This window comes from Rouxiella silvae (assembly GCF_002093625.1).
GTDB lineage: Bacteria > Pseudomonadota > Gammaproteobacteria > Enterobacterales > Enterobacteriaceae > Rouxiella > Rouxiella silvae.
Genome location: NZ_MRWD01000012.1, coordinates 48,125 through 74,077 on the forward strand (window position 1 = coordinate 48,125; position 25,953 = coordinate 74,077).

The 25,953-nt window shown below is 51.9% G+C and carries 24 protein-coding genes; 18 read left to right on the forward strand and 6 right to left on the reverse strand.

Annotated elements, in window-relative coordinates:
• The first annotated feature begins 1 nt into the window (after window position 1).
• The 8 genes from cysD (at window position 2) to truD (ending at window position 6,112) form a co-directional block, all read left to right on the forward strand.
• Window positions 2-910, forward strand: coding sequence for a sulfate adenylyltransferase subunit CysD (gene cysD / locus BS639_RS06795; protein WP_084982652.1), 909 nt, complete (start codon window positions 2-4; stop codon window positions 908-910).
• A gap of 12 nt (window positions 911-922) precedes the next feature.
• Window positions 923-2,350 carry a sulfate adenylyltransferase subunit CysN gene (gene cysN, locus BS639_RS06800; protein WP_055775136.1) on the forward strand — a complete coding sequence of 476 codons (1,428 nt, stop codon included), beginning with the start codon at window positions 923-925 and terminating at the stop codon, window positions 2,348-2,350.
• A complete protein-coding gene (gene cysC / locus BS639_RS06805) occupies window positions 2,259-2,975 on the forward strand; it encodes an adenylyl-sulfate kinase (RefSeq protein WP_173882072.1) in 717 nt (238 codons plus the stop codon). The genes cysN and cysC overlap by 92 nt, the downstream gene beginning before the upstream one ends.
• A gap of 61 nt (window positions 2,976-3,036) precedes the next feature.
• Window positions 3,037-3,372, forward strand: coding sequence for a DUF3561 family protein (locus BS639_RS06810; protein ID WP_055775140.1), 336 nt, complete (start codon window positions 3,037-3,039; stop codon window positions 3,370-3,372).
• 170 nt (window positions 3,373-3,542) lie between these two features.
• Window positions 3,543-3,872: a cell division protein FtsB gene (gene ftsB / locus BS639_RS06815; RefSeq protein WP_055775143.1), complete on the forward strand. Its 330-nt coding sequence runs from the start codon at window positions 3,543-3,545 to the stop codon at window positions 3,870-3,872.
• Complete coding sequence (gene ispD / locus BS639_RS06820) at window positions 3,869-4,588, forward strand: 2-C-methyl-D-erythritol 4-phosphate cytidylyltransferase (RefSeq protein ID WP_055775146.1); 720 nt, start codon at window positions 3,869-3,871, stop codon at window positions 4,586-4,588. The genes ftsB and ispD overlap by 4 nt, the downstream gene beginning before the upstream one ends.
• Entirely contained in the window at window positions 4,588-5,061 is a 474-nt protein-coding gene (ispF, locus tag BS639_RS06825) for a 2-C-methyl-D-erythritol 2,4-cyclodiphosphate synthase (protein WP_055775149.1), read from the forward strand. The genes ispD and ispF overlap by 1 nt, the downstream gene beginning before the upstream one ends.
• Window positions 5,062-5,065: 4 nt before the next feature.
• A complete protein-coding gene (gene truD, locus BS639_RS06830; RefSeq protein ID WP_084982655.1) occupies window positions 5,066-6,112 on the forward strand; it encodes a tRNA pseudouridine(13) synthase TruD in 1,047 nt (348 codons plus the stop codon).
• Between the two features lie 72 nt (window positions 6,113-6,184).
• Here truD and BS639_RS06835 read toward each other — a convergent pair whose 3' ends face one another.
• A complete protein-coding gene (locus BS639_RS06835) occupies window positions 6,185-8,062 on the reverse strand; it encodes a fibronectin type III domain-containing protein (RefSeq protein WP_084982657.1) in 1,878 nt (625 codons plus the stop codon).
• Between the two features lie 421 nt (window positions 8,063-8,483).
• Between BS639_RS06835 and surE the strand changes: the two genes are divergently transcribed.
• The 4 genes from surE (at window position 8,484) to rpoS (ending at window position 12,204) form a co-directional block, all read left to right on the forward strand.
• Entirely contained in the window at window positions 8,484-9,251 is a 768-nt protein-coding gene (gene surE, locus BS639_RS06840; protein WP_139804056.1) for a 5'/3'-nucleotidase SurE, read from the forward strand.
• A complete protein-coding gene (locus BS639_RS06845) occupies window positions 9,241-9,867 on the forward strand; it encodes a protein-L-isoaspartate(D-aspartate) O-methyltransferase (protein ID WP_055775159.1) in 627 nt (208 codons plus the stop codon). The genes surE and BS639_RS06845 overlap by 11 nt, the downstream gene beginning before the upstream one ends.
• Before the next feature lie 257 nt (window positions 9,868-10,124).
• Window positions 10,125-11,153: a murein hydrolase activator NlpD gene (nlpD, locus tag BS639_RS06850; protein ID WP_072156430.1), complete on the forward strand. Its 1,029-nt coding sequence runs from the start codon at window positions 10,125-10,127 to the stop codon at window positions 11,151-11,153.
• A 52-nt stretch (window positions 11,154-11,205) separates the two neighbouring features.
• The gene (gene rpoS / locus BS639_RS06855; protein ID WP_055775161.1) at window positions 11,206-12,204 is read left to right on the forward strand and encodes an RNA polymerase sigma factor RpoS; all 999 of its coding nucleotides are present in this window, start codon (window positions 11,206-11,208) and stop codon (window positions 12,202-12,204) included.
• A 112-nt stretch (window positions 12,205-12,316) separates the two neighbouring features.
• Here the strand turns inward: rpoS and mutS are convergent, their stop codons facing one another.
• Both mutS and BS639_RS06865 read right to left on the reverse strand, forming a co-directional pair.
• Window positions 12,317-14,872 (reverse strand): DNA mismatch repair protein MutS, encoded by a 2,556-nt coding sequence (gene mutS, locus BS639_RS06860; protein ID WP_055775164.1) that lies wholly within the window; start codon window positions 14,870-14,872, stop codon window positions 12,317-12,319.
• A gap of 395 nt (window positions 14,873-15,267) precedes the next feature.
• Window positions 15,268-16,203 (reverse strand): LysR family transcriptional regulator, encoded by a 936-nt coding sequence (locus BS639_RS06865; protein ID WP_055775167.1) that lies wholly within the window; start codon window positions 16,201-16,203, stop codon window positions 15,268-15,270.
• 123 nt (window positions 16,204-16,326) lie between these two features.
• Here BS639_RS06865 and BS639_RS06870 point away from each other — a divergent pair, with 123 nt between their 5' ends.
• The 3 genes from BS639_RS06870 (at window position 16,327) to mltB (ending at window position 19,473) form a co-directional block, all read left to right on the forward strand.
• Window positions 16,327-17,748: an aldehyde dehydrogenase family protein gene (locus BS639_RS06870; protein WP_084982658.1), complete on the forward strand. Its 1,422-nt coding sequence runs from the start codon at window positions 16,327-16,329 to the stop codon at window positions 17,746-17,748.
• A gap of 135 nt (window positions 17,749-17,883) precedes the next feature.
• A complete protein-coding gene (locus BS639_RS06875; RefSeq protein ID WP_084982659.1) occupies window positions 17,884-18,225 on the forward strand; it encodes a zinc ribbon domain-containing protein YjdM in 342 nt (113 codons plus the stop codon).
• A 174-nt stretch (window positions 18,226-18,399) separates the two neighbouring features.
• Entirely contained in the window at window positions 18,400-19,473 is a 1,074-nt protein-coding gene (mltB, locus tag BS639_RS06880; RefSeq protein ID WP_055775177.1) for a lytic murein transglycosylase B, read from the forward strand.
• 77 nt (window positions 19,474-19,550) lie between these two features.
• On the opposite strand, the gene biuH is transcribed toward mltB, so the two are convergent.
• From biuH to BS639_RS06895, 3 genes are read right to left on the reverse strand one after another with little or no spacing between them, the layout of a single operon-like run.
• Window positions 19,551-20,252, reverse strand: a complete 702-nt coding sequence (biuH, locus tag BS639_RS06885) for a biuret amidohydrolase (RefSeq protein ID WP_084982660.1) — start codon at window positions 20,250-20,252, stop codon at window positions 19,551-19,553.
• A gap of 16 nt (window positions 20,253-20,268) precedes the next feature.
• Window positions 20,269-21,570, reverse strand: coding sequence for a purine-cytosine permease family protein (locus BS639_RS06890; RefSeq protein WP_055775183.1), 1,302 nt, complete (start codon window positions 21,568-21,570; stop codon window positions 20,269-20,271).
• Window positions 21,571-21,615: 45 nt separating this feature from the next.
• Complete coding sequence (locus BS639_RS06895) at window positions 21,616-23,052, reverse strand: amidase (RefSeq protein WP_084982661.1); 1,437 nt, start codon at window positions 23,050-23,052, stop codon at window positions 21,616-21,618.
• A 454-nt stretch (window positions 23,053-23,506) separates the two neighbouring features.
• Between BS639_RS06895 and pncC the strand changes: the two genes are divergently transcribed.
• The 3 genes from pncC to recX all read left to right on the forward strand — a co-directional run bounded on the left by pncC (window position 23,507) and on the right by recX (window position 25,901).
• Complete coding sequence (gene pncC / locus BS639_RS06900; protein ID WP_084982662.1) at window positions 23,507-24,001, forward strand: nicotinamide-nucleotide amidase; 495 nt, start codon at window positions 23,507-23,509, stop codon at window positions 23,999-24,001.
• 128 nt (window positions 24,002-24,129) lie between these two features.
• Window positions 24,130-25,194, forward strand: coding sequence for a recombinase RecA (gene recA, locus BS639_RS06905; RefSeq protein WP_055775192.1), 1,065 nt, complete (start codon window positions 24,130-24,132; stop codon window positions 25,192-25,194).
• A 182-nt stretch (window positions 25,195-25,376) separates the two neighbouring features.
• Window positions 25,377-25,901, forward strand: a complete 525-nt coding sequence (gene recX / locus BS639_RS06910; protein WP_055775306.1) for a recombination regulator RecX — start codon at window positions 25,377-25,379, stop codon at window positions 25,899-25,901.
• Window positions 25,902-25,953: the final 52 nt, after the last annotated feature.

Below are 25,953 nucleotides of genomic sequence, written 5' to 3' on the forward strand. Positions count from 1 at the left end.
TATGGACGAAAAACGACTCACCCATTTACGGCAGCTGGAGGCGGAAAGCATCCATATTATCCGCGAAGTAGCGGCTGAATTTGCCAATCCGGTAATGATGTACTCCATCGGCAAAGACTCTTCCGTGATGCTGCATTTGGCGCGCAAGGCGTTTTTCCCCGGCACGCTGCCGTTCCCGCTGCTGCACGTTGATACCGGCTGGAAGTTCAAAGAGATGTACGAGTTCCGCGATCGCACCGCTAAAAACTATGGCTTCGAGCTGCTGGTGCATAAAAATCCAGAAGGCGTGGCGATGGGCATCAACCCGTTTGTTCACGGCAGTGCCAAGCACACGGACATCATGAAAACGGAAGGCCTGAAGCAGGCATTAAACAAATACGGTTTTGATGCTGCCTTCGGTGGCGCACGTCGCGATGAAGAGAAATCTCGTGCCAAAGAGCGAATTTATTCGTTCCGCGACCGTTTCCATCGTTGGGATCCAAAAAATCAGCGTCCTGAGCTGTGGCACAACTATAACGGCCAGATTAACAAGGGCGAAAGTATTCGCGTGTTCCCGCTCTCCAACTGGACCGAGTTGGATATTTGGCAGTACATCTACTTGGAAAACATCGAAATTGTTCCGCTGTATCTGGCCGCGCCGCGTCCGGTACTTGAGCGCGACGGCATGTTGCTGATGATTGACGACGATCGCATCGCTTTGCAGCCGGGCGAACAGATTGAAGAGAAAATGGTCCGTTTCCGTACCTTGGGATGCTGGCCGCTGACCGGTGCGGTAGAGTCCGAAGCGCAAACGCTGCCGGAAATCATCGAGGAGATGCTGGTTTCAACTACCAGCGAGCGTCAGGGGCGTGCCATCGACCGCGATCAGTCGGGTTCGATGGAGCTTAAAAAGCGTCAAGGGTATTTCTAAGGAGCACGGACTATGAATAACGCAATTGCACAACAAATCGCTGAGCAGGGTGGTGTTGAAGCTTACCTGCACGCGCAACAGCACAAAAGTCTGCTTCGCTTCCTGACCTGTGGCAGTGTGGATGACGGCAAAAGTACGCTGATAGGCCGCCTGTTGCACGACACGCGTCAGATTTATGAAGATCAGCTCTCTTCGCTGCATAATGACAGCAAGCGTCACGGCACTCAGGGCGAGAAAATTGACCTCGCGCTGCTGGTGGACGGCCTGCAGGCCGAGCGTGAGCAGGGCATTACCATCGACGTGGCCTATCGCTATTTCTCCACCGAGAAGCGTAAATTTATCATCGCCGATACGCCGGGGCACGAGCAATACACCCGCAATATGGCAACCGGCGCCTCAACCTGTGACCTGGCTATTCTTTTGATCGACGCGCGCAAAGGCGTGCTGGACCAAACCCGACGCCACAGCTTTATTGCGACGCTGCTGGGCATTCGTCATCTGGTGGTAGCGGTCAATAAAATGGATCTAGTTGACTACAGCGAAGCGGTTTTCGAGCAGTTTAAGCAAGACTACCTGACCTTTGCCGAGCAGTTGCCCACCGATCTGGACATTAAATTTGTGCCGCTGTCTGCCCTTGAAGGCGACAATGTGGCCACCGAAAGCCAGAAGATGCCGTGGTACAGCGGCCCGACGCTGCTTGATGTGCTGGAAACCGTTAACGTGATTAACGTGCGTGAACAGCAGCCAATGCGTTTCCCTGTGCAGTACGTTAACCGTCCTAATCTCGATTTCAGAGGATATGCCGGTACGCTGGCCTCGGGATCGGTGCGTGTGGGTCAAAAGGTGAAAGTATTGCCTTCTGGCGTTGAGTCTAGCGTCGCGCGCATTGTGACCTTCGACGGCGACTTGCAGCAGGCCTGGGCCGGCGATGCTGTGACGCTGGTGCTTGATACCGAGGTTGATATTAGCCGCGGCGATACGCTGGTTGATGCCAACGAAACGGTTAAGCCGGTGCAGAATGCCAAAGTGGACGTGGTATGGATGGCAGAACAGCCGTTGAGCGTCGGTCAGAGTTACGACATTAAGGTGGGTGGCAAGAAAGCGCGTGCCCGCGTTGAAAACATTGAATATCAGGTTGAGATAAACTCGCTGACTCAGCGCGTGGTCGACAACCTGCCGTTAAACGGCATTGGTTTGGTGGAACTGGCCTTTGATGAACCTCTGCTTCTCGACAACTACCAGCAAAATGCGGTTACCGGCGGGCTGATCTTTATCGACCGCCTGACCAACGTCACTGTGGGCGCAGGTTTAGTGCGCGAGCCGTTGGAAGAGGTTTATCAGGAGAAGGATGCCTTTAGCGCCTTTGAACTGGAACTTAACGCGCTGGTTCGCCGCCACTTCCCGCACTGGGGCGCCCGCGATCTGTTGGGTGGCAAGTAATTGGCTGGAGAATAAAAGTATGGCCTTACAGGACGAAAATATCGTCTGGCATCCGCACGCGGTAACGCGTGCGGATCGCGAAAAACAGCACGGACACCAGGGCGTAGTACTGTGGTTTACCGGTCTCTCGGGATCGGGAAAATCCACAGTGGCCGGTGCGCTGGAACAGGCACTTTTCAGCCTGGGCGTCAGTACTTATCTGCTGGATGGTGACAATGTAAGACACGGACTGTGCCGTGATTTGGGTTTTTCGGATAACGATCGCCGTGAAAATATTCGCCGCGTCGGCGAGGTCGCTAGGCTGATGGTGGATGCCGGTCAGGTGGTGCTTACTGCGTTTATTTCTCCCCATCGCGCTGAGCGCGAAATGGTGCGTGAGTTATTGGATAACGGGCAGTTTATCGAAGTTTTTGTCGATACGCCGCTGGCTATCTGTGAGGCGCGTGACCCGAAGGGTTTGTACAAGAAAGCCCGCGCCGGAGATCTGAAAAATTTCACGGGAATCGACTCTGTTTACGAGGCGCCGTTAGAGGCAGATGTTCATCTTGACGGTGAACAATTAGTAACACATTTGGTCCCGCAATTATTAGATGTACTGCGTCGCCGAGGTATTATCAATTCCTGAATGTTGCTGGCAAAACGTCGAAGAGCGTGCCGGTTTACAGTGATAAAACAGGGGTTGGAATATGCAAACGTTAAGTCAGTTATTCACCGACATTACACGTAAGAAACAGACGGAAGAGGAAAAGGAAGAACCTTCTTACTCGATGCTGGGCGGCTGCTCAGGTTTCGTCTTTTTTTGGCTGGCGCTCGCAATCCCCTTTCTCGTCTATGGCTCTAATACACTGTTTTTTCTTCTTTATACCTGGCCGTTCTTTATCGCGCTGATGCCGATATCCGTTCTTATCGGTATAGCCTTCAGCATGCTGTTTAGCGGCAGCGTTTGGAAGACAGTGCCGCTGACCGGATTGGTGGTTATCGGTATGTTCTGGACTGTATTCTCCTTTCTCAGCGGCTGGTAGCGTCGCCCTAGTGGTCTTCCTCGACGTGTTTTGCCTATTCAATCACCGTTTTAGGCGTCTTTTCTGCACTTATTCTTAAGTTAACGCCTAATCTGCACGCCAATTTCCCCTTCACTGTGGAGTCAGAGTGAAAGTTGTGGGATGATTGAGCGGCTTTTTCAGGGGGCGGAATGGGCAAATTAACGCTGCTATTATTGATTATTCTTGGCTGGCTTCAGTATTCACTGTGGTTGGGTAAGAACGGTATTCACGATTACGTGCGGGTTAACGATGATGTTGAGGTCCAACAGGCCAGCAACAGCAAACTTAAATCACGCAATGACCAACTCTTCGCAGAGATCGACGACCTTAACGGGGGTCAGGAGGCGATTGAGGAACGCGCACGCAACGAGCTGGGCATGATCAAGCCCGGTGAGAGCTTCTATCGCCTTGTGCCAGACCAAAATAAGCACAATCAGGCTTCCAACGCTACGCAAGTAAGAATTAACAATAATCCATGAGTCACTCAGCCGTCTCCTTGGCCGATATCGTGGCGGTATTGCCTGCCGCCGGTATTGGCAGCCGCATGCAAAGCGAACGCCCAAAACAATACCTGACTATCGAGGGTAAAACCCTGCTTGAGCACGCCATTAGCGCGCTGCTGCGCAGTCCTCGTGTACAAAAAGTCATTGTTGCTATTAGCCCGCAGGACACCTTCTTTGCCGAACTGCCCATTGCCTGCGATGCGCGGGTCAAGGCTGTGATCGGTGGTGCTCAGCGTGCCGACTCCGTTTTGGCAGGGTTGCAGCACGCGGGTGATGCCGACTGGGTACTGGTGCACGACGCTGCTCGGCCTTGTTTACACATTGATGATTTGCATCGTTTGTTGGCCATCAGTGAGACCAGCAAAGTGGGGGGGATTTTGGCCGCCCCGGTGCGCGACACGATGAAGCGAGGCGAGCCCGGCATTGAAAAAATCGCCCACACGGTTGATCGTGAAGATCTCTGGCACGCCCTAACGCCGCAATTTTTTCCATTGGATCTGCTAAAAGCCTGCCTTGCGCGCGCGCTTGATGAAGGCGCCACCGTTACGGATGAGGCCTCTGCGCTGGAATACTGCGGTTATCATCCGCAGTTAGTGGCAGGCAGGTCAGATAATATTAAAGTTACCCGTCCAGAAGATCTGGCACTGGCAGCATTCTATTTAACTCAGTTGCACCAAGAGGAGAGCGCATAATGCGTATCGGTCACGGTTTTGATGTTCATAAATTTGGTGGCGAAGGCCCTTTGGTGATTGGCGGCGTGCGTATCCCGTTTGAAAAGGGACTGCTGGCACACTCCGACGGTGACGTTGCACTGCACGCCGCGACTGATGCACTGTTGGGCGCGGCTGCGCTCGGCGATATCGGCAAACTGTTCCCAGACACCGACCCCGCTTATAAAGGCGCAGACAGTCGCGAACTGCTGCGTGAAGCGTATCGCCAGATTCAGGCCAAAGGCTATCGTTTGGGCAATCTCGACATCACAATTATTGCTCAGGCACCAAAAATGCTGCCACATGTGCCGCAGATGCGTATTTTCATCGCCGAAGATTTGGGTTGCCACATGGACGATATCAATGTGAAGGCCACTACCACCGAAAAGCTGGGCTTTACCGGCCGCGGTGAAGGCATCGCCTGCGAAGCGGTTGCGCTATTGATCAAGGCCTGATGCCATGGATATGAATAATCTGACCTGGCTTTACGGCAAGCCGCTGTCAAACGGCACGCTGAAGGCTCATCCGCAAGATTTCATCGTTGAGGAAGATCTTGGCTTTGAGCCGGACGGTGAGGGCGAGCATCTGCTGGTTCGCATCCGTAAAACGGGCTGCAATACGCAGTTCGTGGCCGAACAGCTGGCACGTTTTGCTGGTGTTCATCCGCGCTCGGTCAGTTATGCCGGTCTTAAAGACCGTCACGCCGTTACCGAACAGTGGTTTTGCGTTCATCTTCCGGGTAAAGCCAGTCCTGATATGAGCACCTTTGTGCTTGAGGGCTGTGAAGTGGTGCGCCATGCGCGTCATCTGAAAAAGATGCGTATCGGCACTTTGAAGGGCAACGCCTTCACGCTGGTGCTGCGTAATCTGACTGATCTTGCCGATATACAGCAGCGTCTTGAAAAGATTACCGTTCACGGTGTGCCAAATTATTTTGGCGTTCAGCGATTTGGCCGCGGTGGTAATAATCTGGTTCAGGCCACGCGCTGGGCCAAAGATGAAATTCACGTTAAAGAGCGGCCGAAGCGCAGCTTTTATCTTTCTGCCAGCCGCAGTGCAATGTTTAATATTATTGCCAGCCAACGCCTTGGCCAAGATTTAATGAAAACTGCGATGCTGGGCGATGCACTGCAACTTAGCGGTCGCGGTAGCTGGTTTGTGGCGAAAGAAGACGAACTGGAGTCTGTGCAATCTCGCGTTGCCAGCGGCGAATTGTTAATTACAGCGCCGCTGCCTGGCGACGGTCCTTTGGGGACGCAGCATGAAGCTGAAGCTTTTGAACTGAGCTGCATTGAAGACCAAACGGCATTACTTTCGCTGCTCAAACGCGAGCGCGTTGAGCCTGCACGCAGAGCAATTATGCTGCATCCGCAGAATATCAGTTGGAAACCGCTGGATGAGGCGACGCTAGAGCTTAAGTTCTGGCTTCCTGCCGGAAGTTTCGCGACCAGTCTGGTGCGAGAATTAATGGGTCAGGGTGAAGCGGAAGCCGATATCGGCGAATAACGTTGCCTTTAGCCACTGAAAACGTATAAAAAGCCGGGTTACCGGCTTTTTATATTTTGTCGCGAAAAGTGATTATTTAGTGACTTTGGTCCATGCTTGCTCCCACGCACTGCCGGTGGCTGGAGCATAAGCTGTGGCCGCCCCTTTACACCACGGAGTGTAAGGCCAAGGTTTGCACTGATAGGCGTTGCCGTCAGTTGCAGTCACGATATCGCCATCTTTGTAATCACTGCCTGCTTTATAGGCCGGATGTGACCCGCCGATGTCTTCACTTTTGTCTTTAGTGACTATTTGCAGAGCATCAGAGAGGGCAGACTTATTGCCTGATGCATCCGTCGCGCCGACCTGATAACGGTAGCGGGTATCTGGCGCAAGATTACTGTCCTCAAAGCTGGTCGCCGTTGACTTGTTTATCTTCTTGCCATCACGAAAAATCTCATAGCCTGTCACTTTGACATTATCGGTTGACGCATTCCATTTCAGTACCAATGAACGGTCCGTTATCTGCGTTCCTACTAAGTGAGTAGGAATCGACGGAGCCAGTGTGTCATTAGCGGGAGCTTTTTCCGTTTTGATCATTAATTCATCGCTGGCAGCCGACTTATTATTTGCCGCATCAACAGCCGTGATGGTGTAGTGATACTCAACGTTTTCCTTTAAGTTTTTATCACTATATTGATTATGGGCAACGTCGGTAATTTTTATATTATTACGATAAACTTCATAATGATGCACGCCTGCAGCGCTATCGTCGATGGAGGCAGACCAGCTTAAATTGATGCTGCTTGCCGTTGCCAAGCCTTGTAGATGAGTCGGGATACTCGGTGCGGTGGTGTCTTTATCTGGCGTAACAATGGAATTATCACCGTAAATAAGCTTTTCATAAGCCTTGCGGAACTGTCCATTGAAGGGAACATGCGTGACATTTTTGCCTTCGTCCCAGTTTACTGACCAGGTCATCAGGCCACGCAAAGGCATACCTTCTTTTTCTAGATCTTTAAATACGCGGTAAACGTCTTCAGGCGTTTTTACAAAACCGGAACCTGCCGCCGAAGTATTGCTTGGTAATCCGATAACCAATTTATTCGACGGAATTTTTACTGCGGAAAGGCCGTGGGTATTGGCTATTAACTCTTTACTGAAATGATAGAGAAATTCATATTTCTTACTGTCGTTATCTTGGGTGTAAATGATCCACCAACCGTCCTTTTGGGGATCTTCAGGTTGGAAACCAATACCGAACGCACCCTGATTATAATATTGTGGAGCAATAAAATCGTAAAAACCCTCAAGGCTATTAATATAACCCGCATACTGTGGGTTAGCGGTGGTTAGATAGGGGATTTCCGGTGCCATACTAATAATAAAGTGTTTGTTCTGCTGTTCGTAATGCTTGCGGACTATTTTCAAAGCGGCAGGAATAACGGTTTCATTATCTGCTTTCTTAATTGCAGTTTGCTCAAGATCGATATCTAAGCCGTCAAAACCATAGGTATCGACGAGATCAATAATCTGGTCTGCAAATTTTTGTGTATCGCCATTTGCGGCATGCATCTCAATGTGAGCCTCTGCGCCACCAAGGGAAAGTAAAACGGCTTGACCGCGTTGGTTAAGCTCGGAGACTTCAGCACGAAAACTTTGTGCAGTTCCATAGAAAGGAACGAAAGTCGGCATGCTTTTACCGTCGGCAGACTTCATAAATGAAACCATGACAACATTGAATTCTTTTGGCGTCTCTTTCAGGTTCATCTTTTTAGGATAACCCCGAGCGAAATCACCAGAGAAACCCTGATCCCAATTATGCCAATATCCAACCATCAACTTCTTGCCTTCAATCGAGGGCATGGTATCCGCATAATCAGTGGTTGCAAACGCTACGCTGGAGAAACTTATCAAACCACAGAGTGCGATACTGGCGGCAAGTTTGGATTTACGCATTATTTTTTTCATTTGATCTCAATTTGTTAATTATCGCACCTAATAGCCAATGCTCTCAGGTATTCCGTTTTCTATGCGTAAATATTACATGATGTTTTTAAGTGTTTCAGTGGCTTAATGCGAGGAAATTTCTTACGTTTAAGAAGTGCTTTAGTCTTTTGATAAAGAAAATTCTATTTTTAATAAATAGGTGTAATAACGCAGCGAGAAATTAATAACGTATTCATTTTTTGACAATAGCTGACTTAAATCTTCCAGCACTTCAATCACAAGCCAGACTTTTCTTTGTAGAAACCCTGCGGACAACGGTTATAATCAACCTCTGGTTAGACGGCGATGGGATTGCGTCGCAGCGCTATTGCGCAAACGTTGTGCAATTTAGTGATAACCAGAGGTTTTTTTTGCAATCTACAGAGAACAAAGCATGACATCTTTGATACGGATATTGTTGAGTAATGATGATGGCGTTTCGGCTCCCGGCATCCAGGCGCTGGCTTCAGCGCTTCGAGAATTTGCCGATGTTAAGCTGGTGGCGCCTGACAGAAATCGCAGCGGCGCTTCAAACTCCCTGACGCTGGACTCACCTTTACGTATTCAAACCTATCCCAACGGCGATACGGCGGTCATTAACGGCACGCCCACCGACTGTGTTTATCTCGGGGTTAATACTCTGATGCGACCACGGCCTGATATCGTCGTTTCCGGCATCAACGCCGGGCCCAATCTGGGCGATGACGTTATTTATTCCGGCACCGTCGCGGCGGCGATGGAGGGGCGTCATTTGGGCTATCCTGCTCTTGCCGTTTCTCTCGATGGTTATCAACACTACGACACTGCGGCGGCAATTACCTGCCGTATTCTGCGTATGTTGGCGAAAGAACCGCTGCGCACGGGGCGAATTCTCAACATTAACGTCCCGGATTTGCCTTTAAGTGAAATTAAAGGCATGCGGATAACACGCTGCGGTAGCCGCCATCCCGCAGAACAGGTATTTTGTCAGCAGGACCCGCGCGGTCAGGATATGTACTGGATTGGTCCACCCGGTGAAAAGTTTGACGTAGCACCGGACACTGACTTTGCCGCCGTCGCGCAGGGTTACGTTTCTATCACGCCTCTGCACGTCGATTTGACCTCCTATGCGGCGCAGGACATTGTCAGAACATGGTTAGCCAAAGCCGAGGTGAGCGGGAATGGTGATTAAGCCGATGTACAACTTGCTCGAACAGCTGCGAAAACAGGGCATCTCGGATGAGAAGTTGCTGCACGCGATGGAAACCGTGCCTCGAGAGCGCTTTGTCGACGAGGCCTTTCAGCACAAAGCTTATGAGAACACGGCCTTGCCTATTGGTCTGGGGCAAACTATTTCCCAGCCTTATACCGTTGCCCGCATGACCGAACTCCTTCGCCTTACTCCACAGTCAAAAGTGCTCGAAATAGGCACAGGTTCGGGTTATCAAACTGCTATTTTGGCGCATCTTGTGGAGCACGTTTTCTCGGTTGAAAGAATTAAAGGGCTTCAGTGGCAGGCAAAACGTCGCCTGAAGCAGCTCGATCTGCACAATATTTCAACTCGCCACGGTGATGGTTGGGAAGGGTGGCCATCGCGTGGCCCTTTTGACGCGATTATTGTTACTGCTGCGCCTCCCGAAATTCCTCAGGACCTACTGGCCCAGCTCGCAGAAGGCGGGATTATGGTTTTGCCGGTCGGTGAACAAAATCAGACTTTGCAACGTATTCAGCGACGTGCAAATGACTTTACTATTGAAACTATCGAAGCCGTTCGTTTTGTTCCTTTAGTCAAAGGTGAGCTAGCCTAAAGGCTGTTTTTCAACCTGTCGGCGACTAAGCCCTTAAAATTTAAATACAACTGTTTTATGGTGATAAAGTCGCGTTGTTGATAGCATTCACTACAGTTTTTTATTACCACAGTTTTTTTAACTATCGCCATCAGGTTAAGTTGCACTTAACCAGGATGATAAAGGCATGCCTTACGTTGCCATAAGGTTCCTGACGGAGCCAGGCTGCGTATGGCTTAGGCCGCGATAGATTCTGATATTGCCGTCATGGGGGAGTTATGAGCACAGGAAGCCCAATTAAAACCTTTAGCCGCATTGCGGTATGTACATTTGTTGGCGCCTGGCTCGCGGGATGTTCCAATAATGCCTCGACATCTGCGCCAATTAGCAGCGTAAACGGCGGTGGAGGCATGCTTCGCAGCAATCCTGGGGTTCAGACTACTCCGAATTCTGTTGATAACGCGCCAATGATTAACTCCCAGGGACACATCGTTTATAACCGCAGTTATAACAGTATTCCTAAAGGCAGTTATAACGGCAGCACCTACACAGTGAAGCGCGGCGATACCCTGTTTTATATTGCCTGGATAACGGGTAACGACTTCCGAGACTTGGCGGCGCGCAATAATATTGCGGAACCTTACGGGCTTGAAGTTGGCCAAAAGATTCAAATCAATAATGTTTCTTCTGCGGCCAGTACCGGTGGCATGTTGGCTGCTACCGATGCCACGAATGGCGGTGTTCCGAAAGCGCCTTCAAGTGGAATGATGCAGGGTACAGTGGTTGCATCTCAACCAACTACCACGTATTCTGAATCTTCGAGTAAACAGAATGTAGGTAAGATGTTGCCTACAGCAGGCGTTGTCGCTACGACGACGGCACCTGTTACCGCACCGACTACTCCCGTTGAAAGTACTACAAACAATGGCGGTCCAGTTTCCTCTTGGAGATGGCCGACCGACGGGAAGATCATCGATAACTTTTCTGCCTCCGAGGGAGGGAATAAAGGGATTGATATCGCCGGTTCACGTGGACAGGCTGTGTTAGCAACCGCCAGTGGGCGAGTGGTTTACGCAGGTAATGCGCTACGTGGTTACGGTAATCTAATCATCATCAAACATAATGATGATTACCTGAGCGCCTATGCACACAATGATTCAATGCTGGTCCGGGAACAACAAGAAGTGCAGGCGGGTCAAAAAATAGCGACTATGGGCAGCACCGGAACCAGCTCAGTAAGATTACATTTTGAAATTCGTTACAAGGGGAAATCCGTAAACCCGCTGCGTTATCTTCCGCAGCGATAAGCCGGGCAGAGTTACGATTCTGCCCTTGGACCACGGGTAGGAGCAGCAGCTTATGAGTCAGAATACGCTGAAAGTTAACGAGTTACATGATGATGTAGATTTCGACGAGAACAGCGCTGAAGCCTTTGACGAAGAGAAACTAACCGTCGAGGAGTCTGTTGATACTGACGCTTCTGAAGCAGAAGAAGAGTTATTGTCTCAGGCTGTAAGCCAAAGAGTGCTGGATGCAACTCAACTGTACCTTGGTGAAATTGGTTACTCTCCTCTGCTTACCGCAGAAGAAGAGGTTTATTTTGCACGACGTGCGCTGCGTGGTGATGTTCCATCGCGCCGACGTATGATCGAAAGTAACCTTCGTTTGGTGGTCAAAATTGCCCGCCGCTATAGCAACCGCGGCCTCGCACTGCTGGATCTTATTGAAGAGGGTAACCTTGGTCTGATCCGTGCAGTGGAAAAATTTGACCCCGAGCGCGGTTTTAGATTTTCCACTTATGCAACCTGGTGGATCCGTCAGACGATTGAACGGGCGATAATGAATCAAACCCGTACCATTCGTTTGCCTATTCACATCGTTAAAGAACTTAACGTTTATCTGCGTACCGCACGCGAATTGGCTCACAAACTCGATCACGAGCCAAGTGCTGAAGAGATTGCTGAACAGCTCGATAAGCCGGTCCACGACGTAAGTCGTATGTTGCGCCTGAACGAGCGTATTACTTCTGTTGATACCCCGTTGGGTGGCGATTCGGAGAAAGCGCTGTTAGACATTCTGGCCGATGAGAAAGAAAACGGTCCGGAAGACACCACGCAAGACGATGATATGAAACAAAGCATCGTTAAATGGTTGTTCGAGCTGAATGCTAAGCAGCGTGAAGTGTTGGCGCGTCGTTTTGGCCTGTTGGGCTATGAAGCGGCAACTCTCGAAGATGTGGGTCGTGAGATCGGTCTTACGCGTGAGCGCGTTCGCCAAATTCAGGTTGAAGGTCTGCGTCGCCTGCGTGAAATTCTGCAGGGACAAGGTCTGAGCATTGAAGCATTGTTCCGCGAATAGTTTGTGTGTGAATAAAGCGCTTTATGTAAATTCTTTATGATTTAACAAGTAAAAAGGTGGGCAATGGCCCACCTTTTTTTATGGCTAAATTTCTTCGCAGAATTTTTACGAACTAGACCAGAGACTTTAAACGATAGATCCATTCAAGCGCCTGGCGTGGCGACAGTGAATCGGCGTCCAGGGCCTCGAGCGCTTCTACTGCTGGAGAAACCTCTTCACTCAGCAACGGCAACTGTGGACCATCCACCTTGCTGGCAGCCGCATGATTCGACAACGTTTCTAACTCTTTCAGCTTCTGACGTGCCCGTTTAATGACTTCACGCGGCACACCTGCCAGCGCCGCGACGGCCAACCCATAGCTCTTGTTCGCGGCCCCTTCCTGAACGCTGTGCATAAAGGCGATAGTATCGCCGTGCTCTATGGCATCAAGGTGAACGTTTACCGCGCCTTCCATTTTCTCGGGCAGGGTGGTGAGTTCAAAGTAGTGGGTAGCAAACAGGGTCATGGCTTTAATACGGCTCGCCAGATTTTCAGCACAGGCCCATGCCAATGAAAGGCCGTCGTAGGTCGATGTTCCACGACCAATTTCATCCATTAACACCAGACTGTTTTCTGTTGCATTGTGCAGAATATTGGCGGTTTCGGTCATTTCAACCATAAAGGTGGAACGCCCCGAAGCTAGGTCGTCGGCCGCACCCACACGGGTGAAAATGCGGTCTATTGGACCCAGCGTGGCCTGGTCGGCAGGAACATAGCTGCCGATATGCGCCATCAGCGTAATCAGTGCAGCCTGACGCATGTAAGTACTTTTACCGCCCATATTTGGCCCAGTAATAATGAGCATTCTGCGCTGCGGCGACATAGCCAGCGGGTTAGAGATGAACGGCTCACTCAGCACCTGCTCGACGACTGGATGGCGGCCACCGATGATATTGATCCCCGGTTTTTCACTCAGCGTTGGGCAGCAATAATTGAGGGTATAAGCGCGCTCGGCCAGGTTATTCAGCACGTCGATTTCTGCCAGCGCGGCAGCACTTTGCTGCAGGGCCGAAAGGTGTGGCATCAGCAGGTCAAACAGCTCTTCATACAGCGCTTTTTCGAGCGACAACGCCTTCCCTTTTGAGGTAAGCACTTTGTCTTCGTACTCTTTCAGCTCTGGGATGATGTAGCGTTCGGCGTTTTTCAACGTTTGGCGACGCACGTAGTGGATGGGTGCTAGATGGCTCTGACCGCGGCTTATCTGGATGTAATAACCATGAACGCCGTTAAAACCGACCTTTAGGGTATCGAGACCCAGTTTTTCACGTTCGCGGATCTCAAGCCGGTCGAGATAGTCCGTTGCACCGTCAGCCAAGGCGCGCCATTCGTCGAGCTCGGCGTTATAACCCGGTGCAATCACGCCGCCATCGCGCACTAATACCGGCGGCGCTTCAATAATAGCGTGCTCAAGCAGAGCGATCAGTTCATCAAACTCACCGGCCTTTTCAACCAGCGAGCGTATAGCCGGCACCTCGACGGATTGCAGCAGTGACCGAATTTCCGGCAGCTGTTGCAGCGCGTGGCGCATCCGCGCCAGGTCACGCGGACGGGCGCTGCGCAGGGCGAGGCGAGCAAGAATGCGCTCAAGATCGCCGACCTGACGCAGCACCGGTTGCAGCTCGGCGGTTAAATCCTGCAGCGCACCTACTGCCTGTTGGCGACTGTTTAGAACGTTAATATCGCGGGTGGGCATGTGGATCCAGCGCTTGAGCATGCGGCTGCCCATGGGCGTGACGCTCTGATCGAGGATTGCCGCCAGCGTATTTTCGACGCCGCCGGAGAGGTTCTGCGTCAGCTCAAGGTTACGGCGGGTTGCCGCATCCATGATGATGCCGTCCTGCTGACGCTCCATTGTCACGCCACGAATGTGCGGCAGAGAGGTGCGCTGGGTATCTTTCACGTATTGCAACAGGCAGCCAGCCGCACGCAGCGCCTGCGTGGCCTGTTCAACGCCGAAACCGCTGAGGTCACGGGTGCCAAACTGTAGATTCAACTGCTGACGCGCCGTTTCAAGCTCAAACTCCCACATTGGCCTGCGACGTAACCCCCGGCGTTTATCAATAAGTGACATTGACTCGAAGCTTTCCGGATACAGCAACTCTGCCGGATTGGTGCGCTGAATTTCAGCGGCCATGGTTTCGAGATCCGTCGGCTGCGCTACGCGGAAACGGCCGGAGCTGATATCCAGCGTGGCATAGCCAAAGCCTCGGCCGTCCTGCCAGATAGCCGCCAGTAAGTTGTCCTGACGTTCGCTGAGCAGTGCTTCATCACTGACCGTTCCCGGCGTGACGATGCGGACCACTTTGCGCTCTACCGGACCTTTGCTCAACGCCGGATCACCTATCTGTTCGCAGATAGCCACCGATTCACCGAGGTGTACCAGCTTGGCCAAATAGCCTTCAACTGCATGGTAGGGCACGCCCGCCATCGGGATAGGTTCGCCGGCAGAGGCACCGCGCTTGGTCAGTGAGATGTCTAATAGCTGTGAGGCCTTCCTGGCGTCGTCGTAGAACAACTCATAAAAGTCGCCCATGCGATAGAACATCAGAATTTCAGGATTCTGTGCCTTAAGACGCAGATACTGCTGCATCATCGGGGTGTGGCCGTCTAAATTATCGCTATTACTCATGCGCTTAGTTTCTTAGTTGTTTAAATTTAACGTTTTTATGATTTTCACTATAACCGGCAGACCTCGCGTCGGTGCGCAAATTAGGGCTCATAGGAAGATCATAAAAATCAATTTGTCTCGTGAATTCATAGAGCTAATGAAGTTACCGCCCCAAAAATTTTGTGCGGTTATAGTAGCCCAAGCGACAAGAAACTGACACCCGTAAACTGGAATGCATCTCGAAGAATTGCAAACTTAAAGGCAGCATCTCCTTCTTTGTTTGCTCGCGCTGGGCTGCAAGCATGCCGCTGAACGGCGAGAGTGCGCCGGTTGTCTGCGTAATATTCGTTTCTGCAGACGCTTTCCCTTCTTCCCCGAAAGTGAGTTAAAGACGCGGGAGAATCAGACCGAAGCCATTATTGTTGGCTAAAGAAGCTCATGTCCGTTGCCGGAGACTTTCTGTCTCTTATCTCATGCACCAATTCTATCAGCGCCTTTAAACCTGCGGGGACGTGGCGTCTGCCGGGGTAGTAAAGTCTTAGCCCTTCAAACGATGGGCACCACTGTTCAAGCACGCTGACCAGGCTGCCGTTTGCCAAATCCTGTTCAATAAACCAGCTTGAAATAAAAGCCAGTCCGATACCGCTGCGTGCGGCCTGACGTATCACCCGCATTTCGTTAAGCACGATGCGTGGAGGAACATTGACCGTAAACTTTTGCTGATGCCGCTCAAGCTCCCAGTGATAAATTCCGCCATGAGACATACGCATGCCGATTGCCTGATGATTAGGCAGGTCGTCTGGCGTTGCAGGTGTGCCGTGGGCGGCGAAATATTCCGGACTGCCCACGATCAGCATCCTTACCGGTGGCGTGACCGGCACCGCAATCATATCCTGGGGTACCGATTCTGCCAGCCGTATTCCGGCGTCATACCCCTCGGCGACAATATCAACCATGCGCGCCTCGGTCGTCAGATCAATACGCATTTGCGGATAACGATGTAAATATTCCCGCAGCAGTGGCTCAAAAATTAACAGCGCGGACTCGGGTGGTGCGTTGATGCGCAGGGTACCAGTGGGTGTTTCGGGCTGCGTGCTTATTTCTTCCGAGGCGCGTTGGATTTCGGCCAGTGCGGGTGCGATGCGCTCAACGTAGCGTCTGCCCGCGTCGGTGAGGGACACGCTACGAGTTGAACGGTTAAACAGTCTAACGTTAAGGCGTGCTTCGAGACCGGCGATGGCATTGCTGACCGCAGTGGCCGACATGCCGAGTTCTCGGGCGGCAGCGCGAAAGCTGCTGCGGCTGGCGACGGCAAGGGTGACTTCAAGTTCTGTGAGTCCGGTGCGATGCATAATAAAATTGTCCCGATTTTCGGTATACCCCGTACAGCATAACCCCGCTTATCAGAGCAGCCTAGCCTTCTTATACTCTCCCCATTGAAAGCGCGCTAACGTCGGCGTCGCGGGGAGAAAAACATGCAACTTATCGACAAAATCTATATTAACGGTGAATTCGTCACGCCTCACGGCACAGAGCTGTTCGAGCTGTTTAACCCGGCGACCGAAGAGGTGATTGGCACTGTTCGGCTTGCTGACGTTGAAGATACGCAGCGGGCGATCGCCGCGGCTAAAGCGGCTTTCCCCACCTGGTCGCGTACCACTAAAGCGCAGCGCATTACGGTGCTTAAACGTATGCATGCTGCCGTGGTGGCGTGTGAAGATGAGCTGCTGGAGGCCATTATCACTGAGTACGGCGCTCCGGCTGCGCGTTCACGATGGATGGCGAGCTATCCTGCGGACGTTATTCTACAGGCCATGCAGACGCTCGAGTCCTTCGAGTTTGAAGAGCAGGTGGGAATTGCCAGGGTGATCCTTTCTCCTGTTGGGGTTACAGGCCTGATTACACCGTGGAACAGCGATGCGGGATTCATCTGCAACAAGTTAGCGACTGCGCTGGCGGCAGGCTGTACGGCGGTGATCAAGCCGAGCGAGATGAGCGCCATCCAGACTCAAATCATCACAGAAGCCCTGCATAAAGCTGAGATCCCTGCTGGCGTGTTTAACATTGTTACCGGTCGTGGCGACGTCGTGGGTGCTGAGATAAGCCGTCACCCTGACATTGCCAAGATTTCATTCACCGGCTCGACGGCGGTGGGCAAAGGCATCGTCGAAAGCAGCGCGGCCACGCTTAAGAGAGTGACGCTGGAGCTGGGTGGCAAATCACCGACGATTATCCTCGATGATGCCGATGCCGCGAAAGTGATACCGATGGCGCTGATGGCTGGATTCATGAACAGCGGACAGGCGTGCATCGCTGGCACGCGCATTCTCGTGCCGCAAAGCCGTCTGGCGGAGTTTGAGCAGGCTATTGGACAAGCAGTGGCCAACGTACAATCGGGTGACCCACGTGATCAGAAGACCGAAATTGGCCCTATGGTCAGCCGTAGGCAGTGGGAGCGGGTTCAGGGCTACATTCGTCTTGGACTGGAAGAAGGTGCCAGGCTGGTGGTTGGGGGGGAAGGGCGTCCACAGGGAATGGAAAAAGGCTGGTGCGTAAAGCCGACGGTATTTACTCAAGTTAACAACCAGATGCGCATTGCCCGCGAAGAAATTTTTGGTCCGGTGCTGGTTATTATTCCTTATCGCGATGAAGCCGAGGCAGTGAGTATTGCTAATGATACGGACTATGGCCTGAACGCGATGGTGCTCAGCGGCGACCTACAGCGCGGTATTGACGTCGCGCAACAGATTGAAACAGGCCGTGTGTTGGTCAATACCTTGGCCCACGAACCTCATGCCCCGTTTGGTGGCGTTAAACAGTCTGGGCTGGGGCGTGAAATGGGCAAATGGGGGCTAATGGCCTATCTGGAGCCGAAAACATTGCTGGTAGGAGAGTAAACACAATGCACCCCGACATGATGTGGCGGGGTGTTTTTAAACCTCATAAAAAGCTAAAATGTACACTGACAAAGATTAAGGTCTTTTATTTATCAGTGTTTTCATTATTTTCACACATCTTTTTAAGAGGTTAGCGTGCAACCATTACCACATTGTCCAAAATGCAGTTCCGAATTTACCTGGCAGGAAGGCGAGCAGCTGAACTGCCCCGAGTGCGGACACGAATGGCCAGCGAGTGCTAACGCTACCGCAGAGGAGGAGGGGCTGGTAGTGCGCGACGCCAATGGGAATCTGCTTGCTGACGGGGATTCCGTCACGGTGGTGAAAGACCTGAAGGTAAAAGGCAGCTCAACGCCTCTCAAAATTGGTACTAAAGTGAAAAGTATTCGCTTAGTTGAAGGTGACCATAACATCGACTGCAAAATTGACGGTTTTGGCCCGATGAAGCTGAAATCGGAGTTTGTTAAGAAAAACTAGTCTTTTCCTGCCAAATACTCTGTCAGGTCGTGGTCCCTTTTTTCTCTACGCGGGCGGCTGGCGGAGTGTTTCTCTGCTATTTGGATAAATTCCTTTAAACTTTCCTGTTTGTTCGCGTTAAACAATGCATTAACATGATGTTCTACTTTTCTTGTATCGCCATACGGATATCTGATGCGTTATCTGGCCACCCTTCTTCCAATGGTCGTGCTGCTCTCTGCCTGTAGCAGTACACCTAAAAATACGTCAACCCAGCAGGGCGCAGCCCCGAGCGGTGGATTTTTGCTTCCTCCTCCTCAGAGCGGTTTCTTGCCGAGCGGGGATTTTGCTAACAATGCTGCGGCGAACGCATTCATTGACAAAATGGTTCGTGAGCACGGATTTGACCGTCAGCAGCTGCATGACACTCTCGGGCAGGCAAAGCGCCTAGACTGGGTATTGAATTTAATGGAGCGTCAAGCGCCAACGACGCAACCGCCTTCAGGCCCTTACGGCGCGTGGATACGTTATCGCGCCAAGTTCATTACTCCAGATAACGTGCAGAACGGCGTGGCTTTCTGGAACCAGTATCAGGATGCGCTGCAGCGCGCCTATCAGCAGTACGGCGTGCCGCCTGAAATTATCGTCGGCATCATCGGTGTAGAAACCCGCTGGGGCAGAGTGATGGGCAAAACACGCATTATCGATGCTCTCTCAACGCTGGCGTTCGACTATCCGCGTCGTGCGGACTATTTCGCCGGTGAGCTGGAAACCTTCCTGCTGATGTCGCGTTCTGAAAGTGACGATCCGCTGGCGCTGCGCGGATCCTTTGCCGGTGCCATGGGCTACGGTCAGTTTATGCCGTCTGCTTATAAGCAGTACGCCATTGATTTTGATGGCGACGGTCACGTCAATCTCTGGGATCCCATTGATGCTATCGGCAGCGTAGCTAACTACTTCAAAGGCAACGGCTGGGTGAGTGGACAGCCGGTCGCTGTGCAGGCAAGCGGGCAGGCGCCGGGACTTGAAAACGGCTATCAAACCAAATACTCGGTTTCGACACTGGCATCAGCGGGACTCACCCCACTGGGATCGCTCGGTGGCTACCAGCAGGCCAGTTTACTGCGTCTGGATATGGGCAACAGCTATCAGTACTGGTACGGTTTGCCAAACTTCTATGCTATTACGCGCTACAACCACAGCACCCAGTACGCCATGGCAGTCTGGCAGTTGGGCCAAGCCGTAGCACAGGCCAGAATGGGCAACTGATTGGGCAACGAATAGTCAGGTATTAAACAGCAGCGGTCATCGTGTACCGCTGCTGTCTGTTTCTGTCTATGTCCTCTCTATGCTTTATGGTTGCAATAGGTCAACGTTTTCAACACCGCTGAAGAATCGGCGACTGCGCCAAACACTCCGCCCTGCATTTTTACCATTGATAGTGCTGCCAAATGGTTCGCCGGATCGGTTGCAGCACAGCAGTCTGCGACCAGTAAACACTCAAATCCCCGGTCATTGGCTTCTCGCATCGTAGTATGCACGCACACGTCGGTGGTGATCCCGGTCAGCAACAGATTGGTGATGCCGCGCGTGTGCAATATCAGCTCAAGATCGGTGGCATAAAACGAGCCTTTACCGGGTTTATCAATGATCACTTCGCCTTCGATCGGCTGAAGTTCGGGAATGAGCTGCCAGCCCGGCTCGCCACGGATGAGGATCTTGCCGCACGGCCCTTCATCGCCAATGCCCGCACCAATCTGTTGTGAACGCCAACGTTTATTGGCTGGCAAATCGGCTAGGTCGGGTCGGTGGCCTTCTCGGGTGTGGATAATGGTGAAACCCGCGCCACGCATCACGCCCAACAGGTCGCGAATAGGCGCTATCGGTGCACGCGTGAGGGTGATGTCATACCCCATTGTGTCTACATAGCCGCCTACGCCACAAAAATCTGTCTGCATATCAATGATAACCAGCGCGGTATTCGCCGGCGTGAGCTGTCCGTTGTAGGGCCAGCGGTAAGGTGCGGCCTCAATATAACGTGTGTTCATGCTCAGGCTCCTCCTGTTAGGCCGTTACCCATTTTTTGGCGGTCATTGACTGGATAACGGCGTAAGCAGCACCGCCGATAATCATGCCGATCAGCGCTTCGCCAAAATCAGGGAACCACAGGTGTGCGGCGGTGGCACACAGCGTGCCGATGGCCCAAGATAAAAATGCGCTGCCGCGATAGGCGCTTTCAGCACGGCTGCTGCTGATGTGACCCAAAAACAGCAGGTCAACAATCATGACGGCGCCGATAGGCGGGACGGCCACGCCCAGCAGGCTCAGCCAGTTAAGGAAGTAGCTCCACACGCCAATAATTGCCAACACGCCGCCGATCACGCCGAGAATAATGGTCCAAATGCGCATTTTGCTTTTCAGCAGGTGGCTATAGCCGACTGCGCCATTATAAAGGCAGTGGGTGCAGACAGATCCGAGATTGATAAATACAAACAGCAGGGCGAGCAGGTTGAGCAGCGCATTGTGACCTACCAGCAGATGCAGGAAATCACCGCCGTTGTGGGCGGGGTCGATGCCTGCACCGGCAGAAACAATCACGACGCCCGAAAGCAGCGAAACGAAGTTAGCCACCGGAAACGCCGAGAACGTTGCTACCACCGCTGATTTGCCGGTTTGAGACCAGCGGGTAAAGTCGGCGGTCATGGTGCCCGAATCGGCGAAACCGGCAATAACCATGGTCATGGCAATCCCCATGGTAATGCCGCCCGCGGTACCTTTATAGGCGGTAATCTGGCTGAGATCGGTGTGTTGAGAAACAAAAAACAGCGCGGCGATGCCCATAATGACGAACATCGGTGCAGCAATCATGCCGATAATCGACAGCGCGCGTACGCCAAGAAACGTTACGCCGGTATAAAGCACCGTAGCGAGCACAATGACCCATGAGGTGTTCCAGCCAAAGGTCGAGCTGACGATGGTGCCGGTCAGACCGGTTTGAAAAGCGTACCAGCCAATGACCACCGTAGACAGGAAAGCCGAGGTAATAATGTAGCCACGATGACCAAAGGTTTTACGTGCCTGCATCGCAAAATTAAGGCCAGTTTTGCCAGCCAGATAGCTTAGTGTACCGACATAAGCAAACAGCACCAGATTGCCGAGCAGAATAGCCAGGATCGCGCGCCAAAAACCGAGGTTATAGGCCATGATGCCGCCAAATACGGCATTGGTGAGGATCATCGGAAAACCGAACCACACTGCCGACACGGAGCGGGTCGAGTGGCGGTGGGAAAGCGGCACGGCTTCGTTCTCAAATTCTTCTTCAAGACCCAGCGTGGCGTCGTGCTTAGGTGTTATTTTTTTGCTCATGGTGTTGTTCCTCAAAAGTGTGGCGACAAGGCGTAAACAACGTTTTTAGCGGTTGAGGATCGGCGGTAACCGATGGTTCCATCCGCAGACTTTTTCAAAGGCAGCGCTGGCGCGTAACACCAGAGCGTCGTCGAGATGGCGGCCAATAATTTGCAATCCAACGGGCAATCCATCGTCAGTAAACCCTGCCGGTACCGAAGCCGCTGGCTGACCCGTCAGGTTGATTGGGAAAACAAAAGCCAGCCATTCGCTTGGCGTAACGCTGCGCCCGTCGATGGTCTCTGGGCTTTCTATATTGATAGGGAAGGGCGGTGTGGCGAGCGTAGGTGTTAGCAACAGGTCGTAGTTCTGCATAAAGCGCCACATTTTATTGACCACTTCCTTGCGCTTCATGTTGGCGTCGGTAAACATTTCGGCGGTCCAATGAGTGTTGAGCATTTCGACCAGATGTGGCGACATGCGGTCACCAAAGGTTTCCATCAGCCTGCGCATGCCGGTTAAATCTGTTTCCTGCGCCACTAATGCGGCAAACGTCTGCTTGGGGTCCGCAAACCCTGGGTGCGCTTCTTCAACAATACAGCCTAAGTCGCGCGCGAAAACCTTGACGGCGTTGCCCACAATTTCTCTGACGCGGGGGTCAACCGCGGCGTATCCCCAATCGGGGCTGTAAGCTACACGTAATCCTTTAAGGCTGCCGCGCAGGGAACCCATCCAGTCGATGTCGCTGGTGGGAATCGAATGTCTGTCGCGCGCGTCCGGACCGGCAATCACCGAGAGCATCAGCGCGGCATCGGCTACGCTGCGGGTCATCGGACCGATGTGTTCCAGAGATTCCCAACTGGAAATTCCTGGATAGCGCTCATCACGGCAGCCGGGATACAGCGGCACGCGGCCCATTGAGGCTTTCATGCCAAAGACGCCGCTGTGGGCCGCCGGAATACGCACTGACCCGCCGCCGTCGCTGCCCAGCGCCAGTGGGCACATGCGAGCCGCCAAGGCAGCAGCCGAACCTGCGCTTGAGCCGCCTGGCGTCAGGTCGGTGTTCCACGGATTGCGGGTGGTTGGAAATACCGGATTATGCCCAGTACCGCTGTAGCCAAACTCGGGTGCGTTGGTTTTACCGAGAATAATGGCGCCCGCATTCTTCAGGCGCTCTACGGTGATGTCGTCTTCATCCGGAATAAAGTTTTCATATATATATGATCCGGAAACGGTTTTGATGCCCTGCGTGCTTATCAAATCTTTAATGGCTACCGGTACTCCCGCCAAGGCGCCCACTTCCTCTCCACGCAAAATACGGCGTTCAATTATTTTGGCCTGCGTCAAAGCCGCGTCGGTGGTGGGGGTGCAAAACGCATGCAACTTGGGTTCGAGCGTGTCCATCCTTTCTATTGAAGCAGAAATGACTTCTACCGGCGAAAGGCTTTTATCGCGGATGCGGGCTGCCAGGGTGACGGCATCTAGTTCAAGGATTTCCTGCATTTTCAAACGCGTTCCTCAGATAGCCGATAAACGGCGCAGTGATGGCAATATTGCTAGCAATGCACGTTTCGGGCCATATTTCCGCGCGTTTAATAAATAATCGCCGCTGCTTGGCTAACATCTTGTATACAGCTTGGTATTCCAGTTAGCGGCGCGCTGAACGCGTCAATGCCCCTTGACCAGCAGTGCTTTTTCAAAATCACATTTCACTGCGAAAGTGCATAATGCATTGAGGCGTGGTGCAAGCGGCGGCGAGCTATTGAAATTGGCGGTGTTAGCCACCATTTGAGACGGGTATCGAGAAATTATGCTTAGCGGATGAATCAAGTTCAGCGCATTCTGAATACATCCCGCACGCTGTCGACAACTGCCCGTAATCGGTGGGTTTTGGCAGATCTTCTCTGCACGAAAGTGCTAACATTGCTTGAGTTAACCCCATTTGGCAGGACGTGTTATGACTGAAAATGATTTACGTCAACTGAGTATCGACGTCGGTGCAGCCTTGAAATCCAAAGGCCTGTGGCTAACTTGTGCAGAATCCTGCACTGGCGGCTGGGTCGCCAAAGCGATTACCGATATTGCCGGGAGTTCGGCCTGGTTTGACCGCGGATTTGTCACTTACAGCAACACCGCCAAGCGTGAATTGCTCGACGTTGCAGAATCTACCCTGAGCCAACATGGCGCGGTTAGCGAACAGGTGGTGCGCGAAATGGCCAGAGGGGCACGCTATGCGGCCGGCGCTGATTTGGCGCTGTCGATCAGCGGAATTGCCGGTCCTGACGGTGGCAGTGAAGAAAAACCAGTGGGTACCGTATGGTTCGGATTTGCTGATGAAAATGGCCGAATTTATGCCTGTAAAGAGGTTTTTGCCGGTGACCGCGATGCAGTGCGTTTGCAAGCTGCTGTTTTTTCGCTACAAACTCTCTATAACGAGTTTTTGAAAAAATAGGCTTGATACTGTATGAGCATACAGTATAATTAGCGTTAATTACCTGCATGTGTACTTTGCATCCAAACAACAACATTCAGTGACAACGGCGTGTGGCTTCACACAACTCGTCACGCGAAGGAGTGAAAATGGCTATTGATGAGAACAAGCAAAAGGCGTTAGCTGCGGCACTGGGCCAGATTGAAAAGCAATTCGGTAAAGGCTCCATCATGCGTCTTGGCGAAGATCGCTCCATGGATGTTGAAACGATCTCTACCGGCTCTCTGTCTCTGGATATCGCTCTGGGCGCAGGTGGTTTGCCAATGGGTCGTATCGTTGAGATTTACGGACCAGAGTCTTCAGGTAAAACGACCCTTACCCTTCAGGTTATTGCCTCGGCACAGCGCGAAGGTAAAACCTGTGCGTTTATCGATGCCGAGCATGCGCTTGACCCAATCTATGCTAAGAAATTGGGCGTAGACATCGACAATCTGCTGTGTTCCCAGCCGGACACCGGTGAGCAGGCTTTAGAAATCTGTGATGCTCTGACCCGTTCGGGTGCCGTTGACGTTATTATCGTTGACTCCGTTGCAGCACTGACGCCAAAAGCTGAAATCGAAGGCGAAATCGGTGATTCTCATATGGGCCTTGCGGCACGTATGATGAGCCAAGCGATGCGTAAGTTGGCCGGTAACCTGAAAAATGCCAACACTCTGCTGATCTTCATCAACCAGATCCGTATGAAAATCGGTGTGATGTTCGGTAACCCGGAAACCACTACCGGGGGTAACGCACTGAAGTTCTACGCTTCTGTACGTCTTGATATTCGTCGTATCGGTGCCATCAAAGATGGTGACGTCGTGGTGGGTAGCGAAACGCGCGTTAAAGTGGTTAAAAACAAAATTGCTGCACCGTTCAAGCAGGCCGAGTTCCAGATCATGTACGGCGAAGGTATCAACATCAACGGCGAGCTGGTCGATTTGGGCGTTAAGCACAAGCTGATTGAGAAAGCCGGTGCATGGTACAGCTACAATGGTGACAAAATCGGTCAGGGTAAAGCAAACGCCAGCAACTTCCTGAAAGAAAACCCGAAAATCGCTTCCGAGATTGATAAAAAACTCAGAGAGATGCTGCTGGGTGGCAACGGTGAGCTGAGCGCAGCAGCCACTGCCGAAAGCCTGGATGACAATGTTGAAACTAGCGAAGAGTTTTAATCCTCTGCGCTGAGCCTGTCGGAACGCTATTGGCAGGTTAAAGATTGTCTCCCTACAAAAAACAGCCTGCAAAACAGGCTGTTTTTTTGCTTTATAAGGAACAATGTATGACTCAGGAAATGGAAACGAACCAAGAGCCGTCATCACTGTTTTCAACCACGCAGGATGACCAAACGAAAAAGCTGAATACGCTTATTGCGCGTGCAATGCGCCTGTTGGGCCAGCGTGACCACGGTGAAGCCGAGCTTCGTCGTAAATTAATGACACCGCCGCAGCCTTTCACACGACCGTCCTCCTATAAAGCTCGCCAAAACAAAGAGGCTGAAAGCACACCTAAACCCAAAGAGGTGGAGGAAATCTGCCCTGAACAGGTTGAGCAGGTTATTGCCTATTGCTACCAACATGGTTGGCTCGACGATGCCAAGTTTGCCAATCGCTATATTTCTGGGCGGAGCAACAGAGGGCTGGGGGCACAGCGCATACGCTCGGAGCTGATGCAAAAGGGCGTCGATAAAGAGACGATAAACGAGGCGTTGGAAAATTGTGAGGTAGATTGGTGCAGCAAGGCGTACGATTTAGCAACGCACAAATTTGGCCAGCCTTTGCCAACGGATTGGAAAGAGAAGTCCAAAGTTTTGCGTTATTTGCTCTATCGCGGCTTTTTACAGGAAGAAATTCAGTCTATTTATCGCGATTTTGAAGATTGAACGCATACGGTATTTTACTTCCCTGCGAAGAAATTTTATCTTATCCCCACTT

Excerpts from the sequence above, each read along its gene's own strand:
- cysD (WP_084982652.1), top strand. The coding sequence starts at position 2 with ATGGACGAAAAACGACTCACCCATTTACGGCAGCTGGAGGCGGAAAGC.
- cysN (WP_055775136.1), top strand. The coding sequence starts at position 923 with ATGAATAACGCAATTGCACAACAAATCGCTGAGCAGGGTGGTGTTGAA.
- cysC (WP_173882072.1), top strand. The coding sequence starts at position 2,259 with ATGCCTTTAGCGCCTTTGAACTGGAACTTAACGCGCTGGTTCGCCGCC.
- BS639_RS06810 (WP_055775140.1), top strand. The coding sequence starts at position 3,037 with ATGCAAACGTTAAGTCAGTTATTCACCGACATTACACGTAAGAAACAG.
- ftsB (WP_055775143.1), top strand. The coding sequence starts at position 3,543 with ATGGGCAAATTAACGCTGCTATTATTGATTATTCTTGGCTGGCTTCAG.
- ispD (WP_055775146.1), top strand. The coding sequence starts at position 3,869 with ATGAGTCACTCAGCCGTCTCCTTGGCCGATATCGTGGCGGTATTGCCT.
- ispF (WP_055775149.1), top strand. The coding sequence starts at position 4,588 with ATGCGTATCGGTCACGGTTTTGATGTTCATAAATTTGGTGGCGAAGGC.
- truD (WP_084982655.1), top strand. The coding sequence starts at position 5,066 with ATGGATATGAATAATCTGACCTGGCTTTACGGCAAGCCGCTGTCAAAC.
- BS639_RS06835 (WP_084982657.1), bottom strand. The coding sequence starts at position 8,062 with ATGAAAAAAATAATGCGTAAATCCAAACTTGCCGCCAGTATCGCACTC.
- BS639_RS06845 (WP_055775159.1), top strand. The coding sequence starts at position 9,241 with ATGGTGATTAAGCCGATGTACAACTTGCTCGAACAGCTGCGAAAACAG.
- nlpD (WP_072156430.1), top strand. The coding sequence starts at position 10,125 with ATGAGCACAGGAAGCCCAATTAAAACCTTTAGCCGCATTGCGGTATGT.
- rpoS (WP_055775161.1), top strand. The coding sequence starts at position 11,206 with ATGAGTCAGAATACGCTGAAAGTTAACGAGTTACATGATGATGTAGAT.
- mutS (WP_055775164.1), bottom strand. The coding sequence starts at position 14,872 with ATGAGTAATAGCGATAATTTAGACGGCCACACCCCGATGATGCAGCAG.
- BS639_RS06865 (WP_055775167.1), bottom strand. The coding sequence starts at position 16,203 with ATGCATCGCACCGGACTCACAGAACTTGAAGTCACCCTTGCCGTCGCC.
- BS639_RS06870 (WP_084982658.1), top strand. The coding sequence starts at position 16,327 with ATGCAACTTATCGACAAAATCTATATTAACGGTGAATTCGTCACGCCT.
- mltB (WP_055775177.1), top strand. The coding sequence starts at position 18,400 with ATGCGTTATCTGGCCACCCTTCTTCCAATGGTCGTGCTGCTCTCTGCC.
- biuH (WP_084982660.1), bottom strand. The coding sequence starts at position 20,252 with ATGAACACACGTTATATTGAGGCCGCACCTTACCGCTGGCCCTACAAC.
- BS639_RS06890 (WP_055775183.1), bottom strand. The coding sequence starts at position 21,570 with ATGAGCAAAAAAATAACACCTAAGCACGACGCCACGCTGGGTCTTGAA.
- BS639_RS06895 (WP_084982661.1), bottom strand. The coding sequence starts at position 23,052 with ATGCAGGAAATCCTTGAACTAGATGCCGTCACCCTGGCAGCCCGCATC.
- pncC (WP_084982662.1), top strand. The coding sequence starts at position 23,507 with ATGACTGAAAATGATTTACGTCAACTGAGTATCGACGTCGGTGCAGCC.
- recA (WP_055775192.1), top strand. The coding sequence starts at position 24,130 with ATGGCTATTGATGAGAACAAGCAAAAGGCGTTAGCTGCGGCACTGGGC.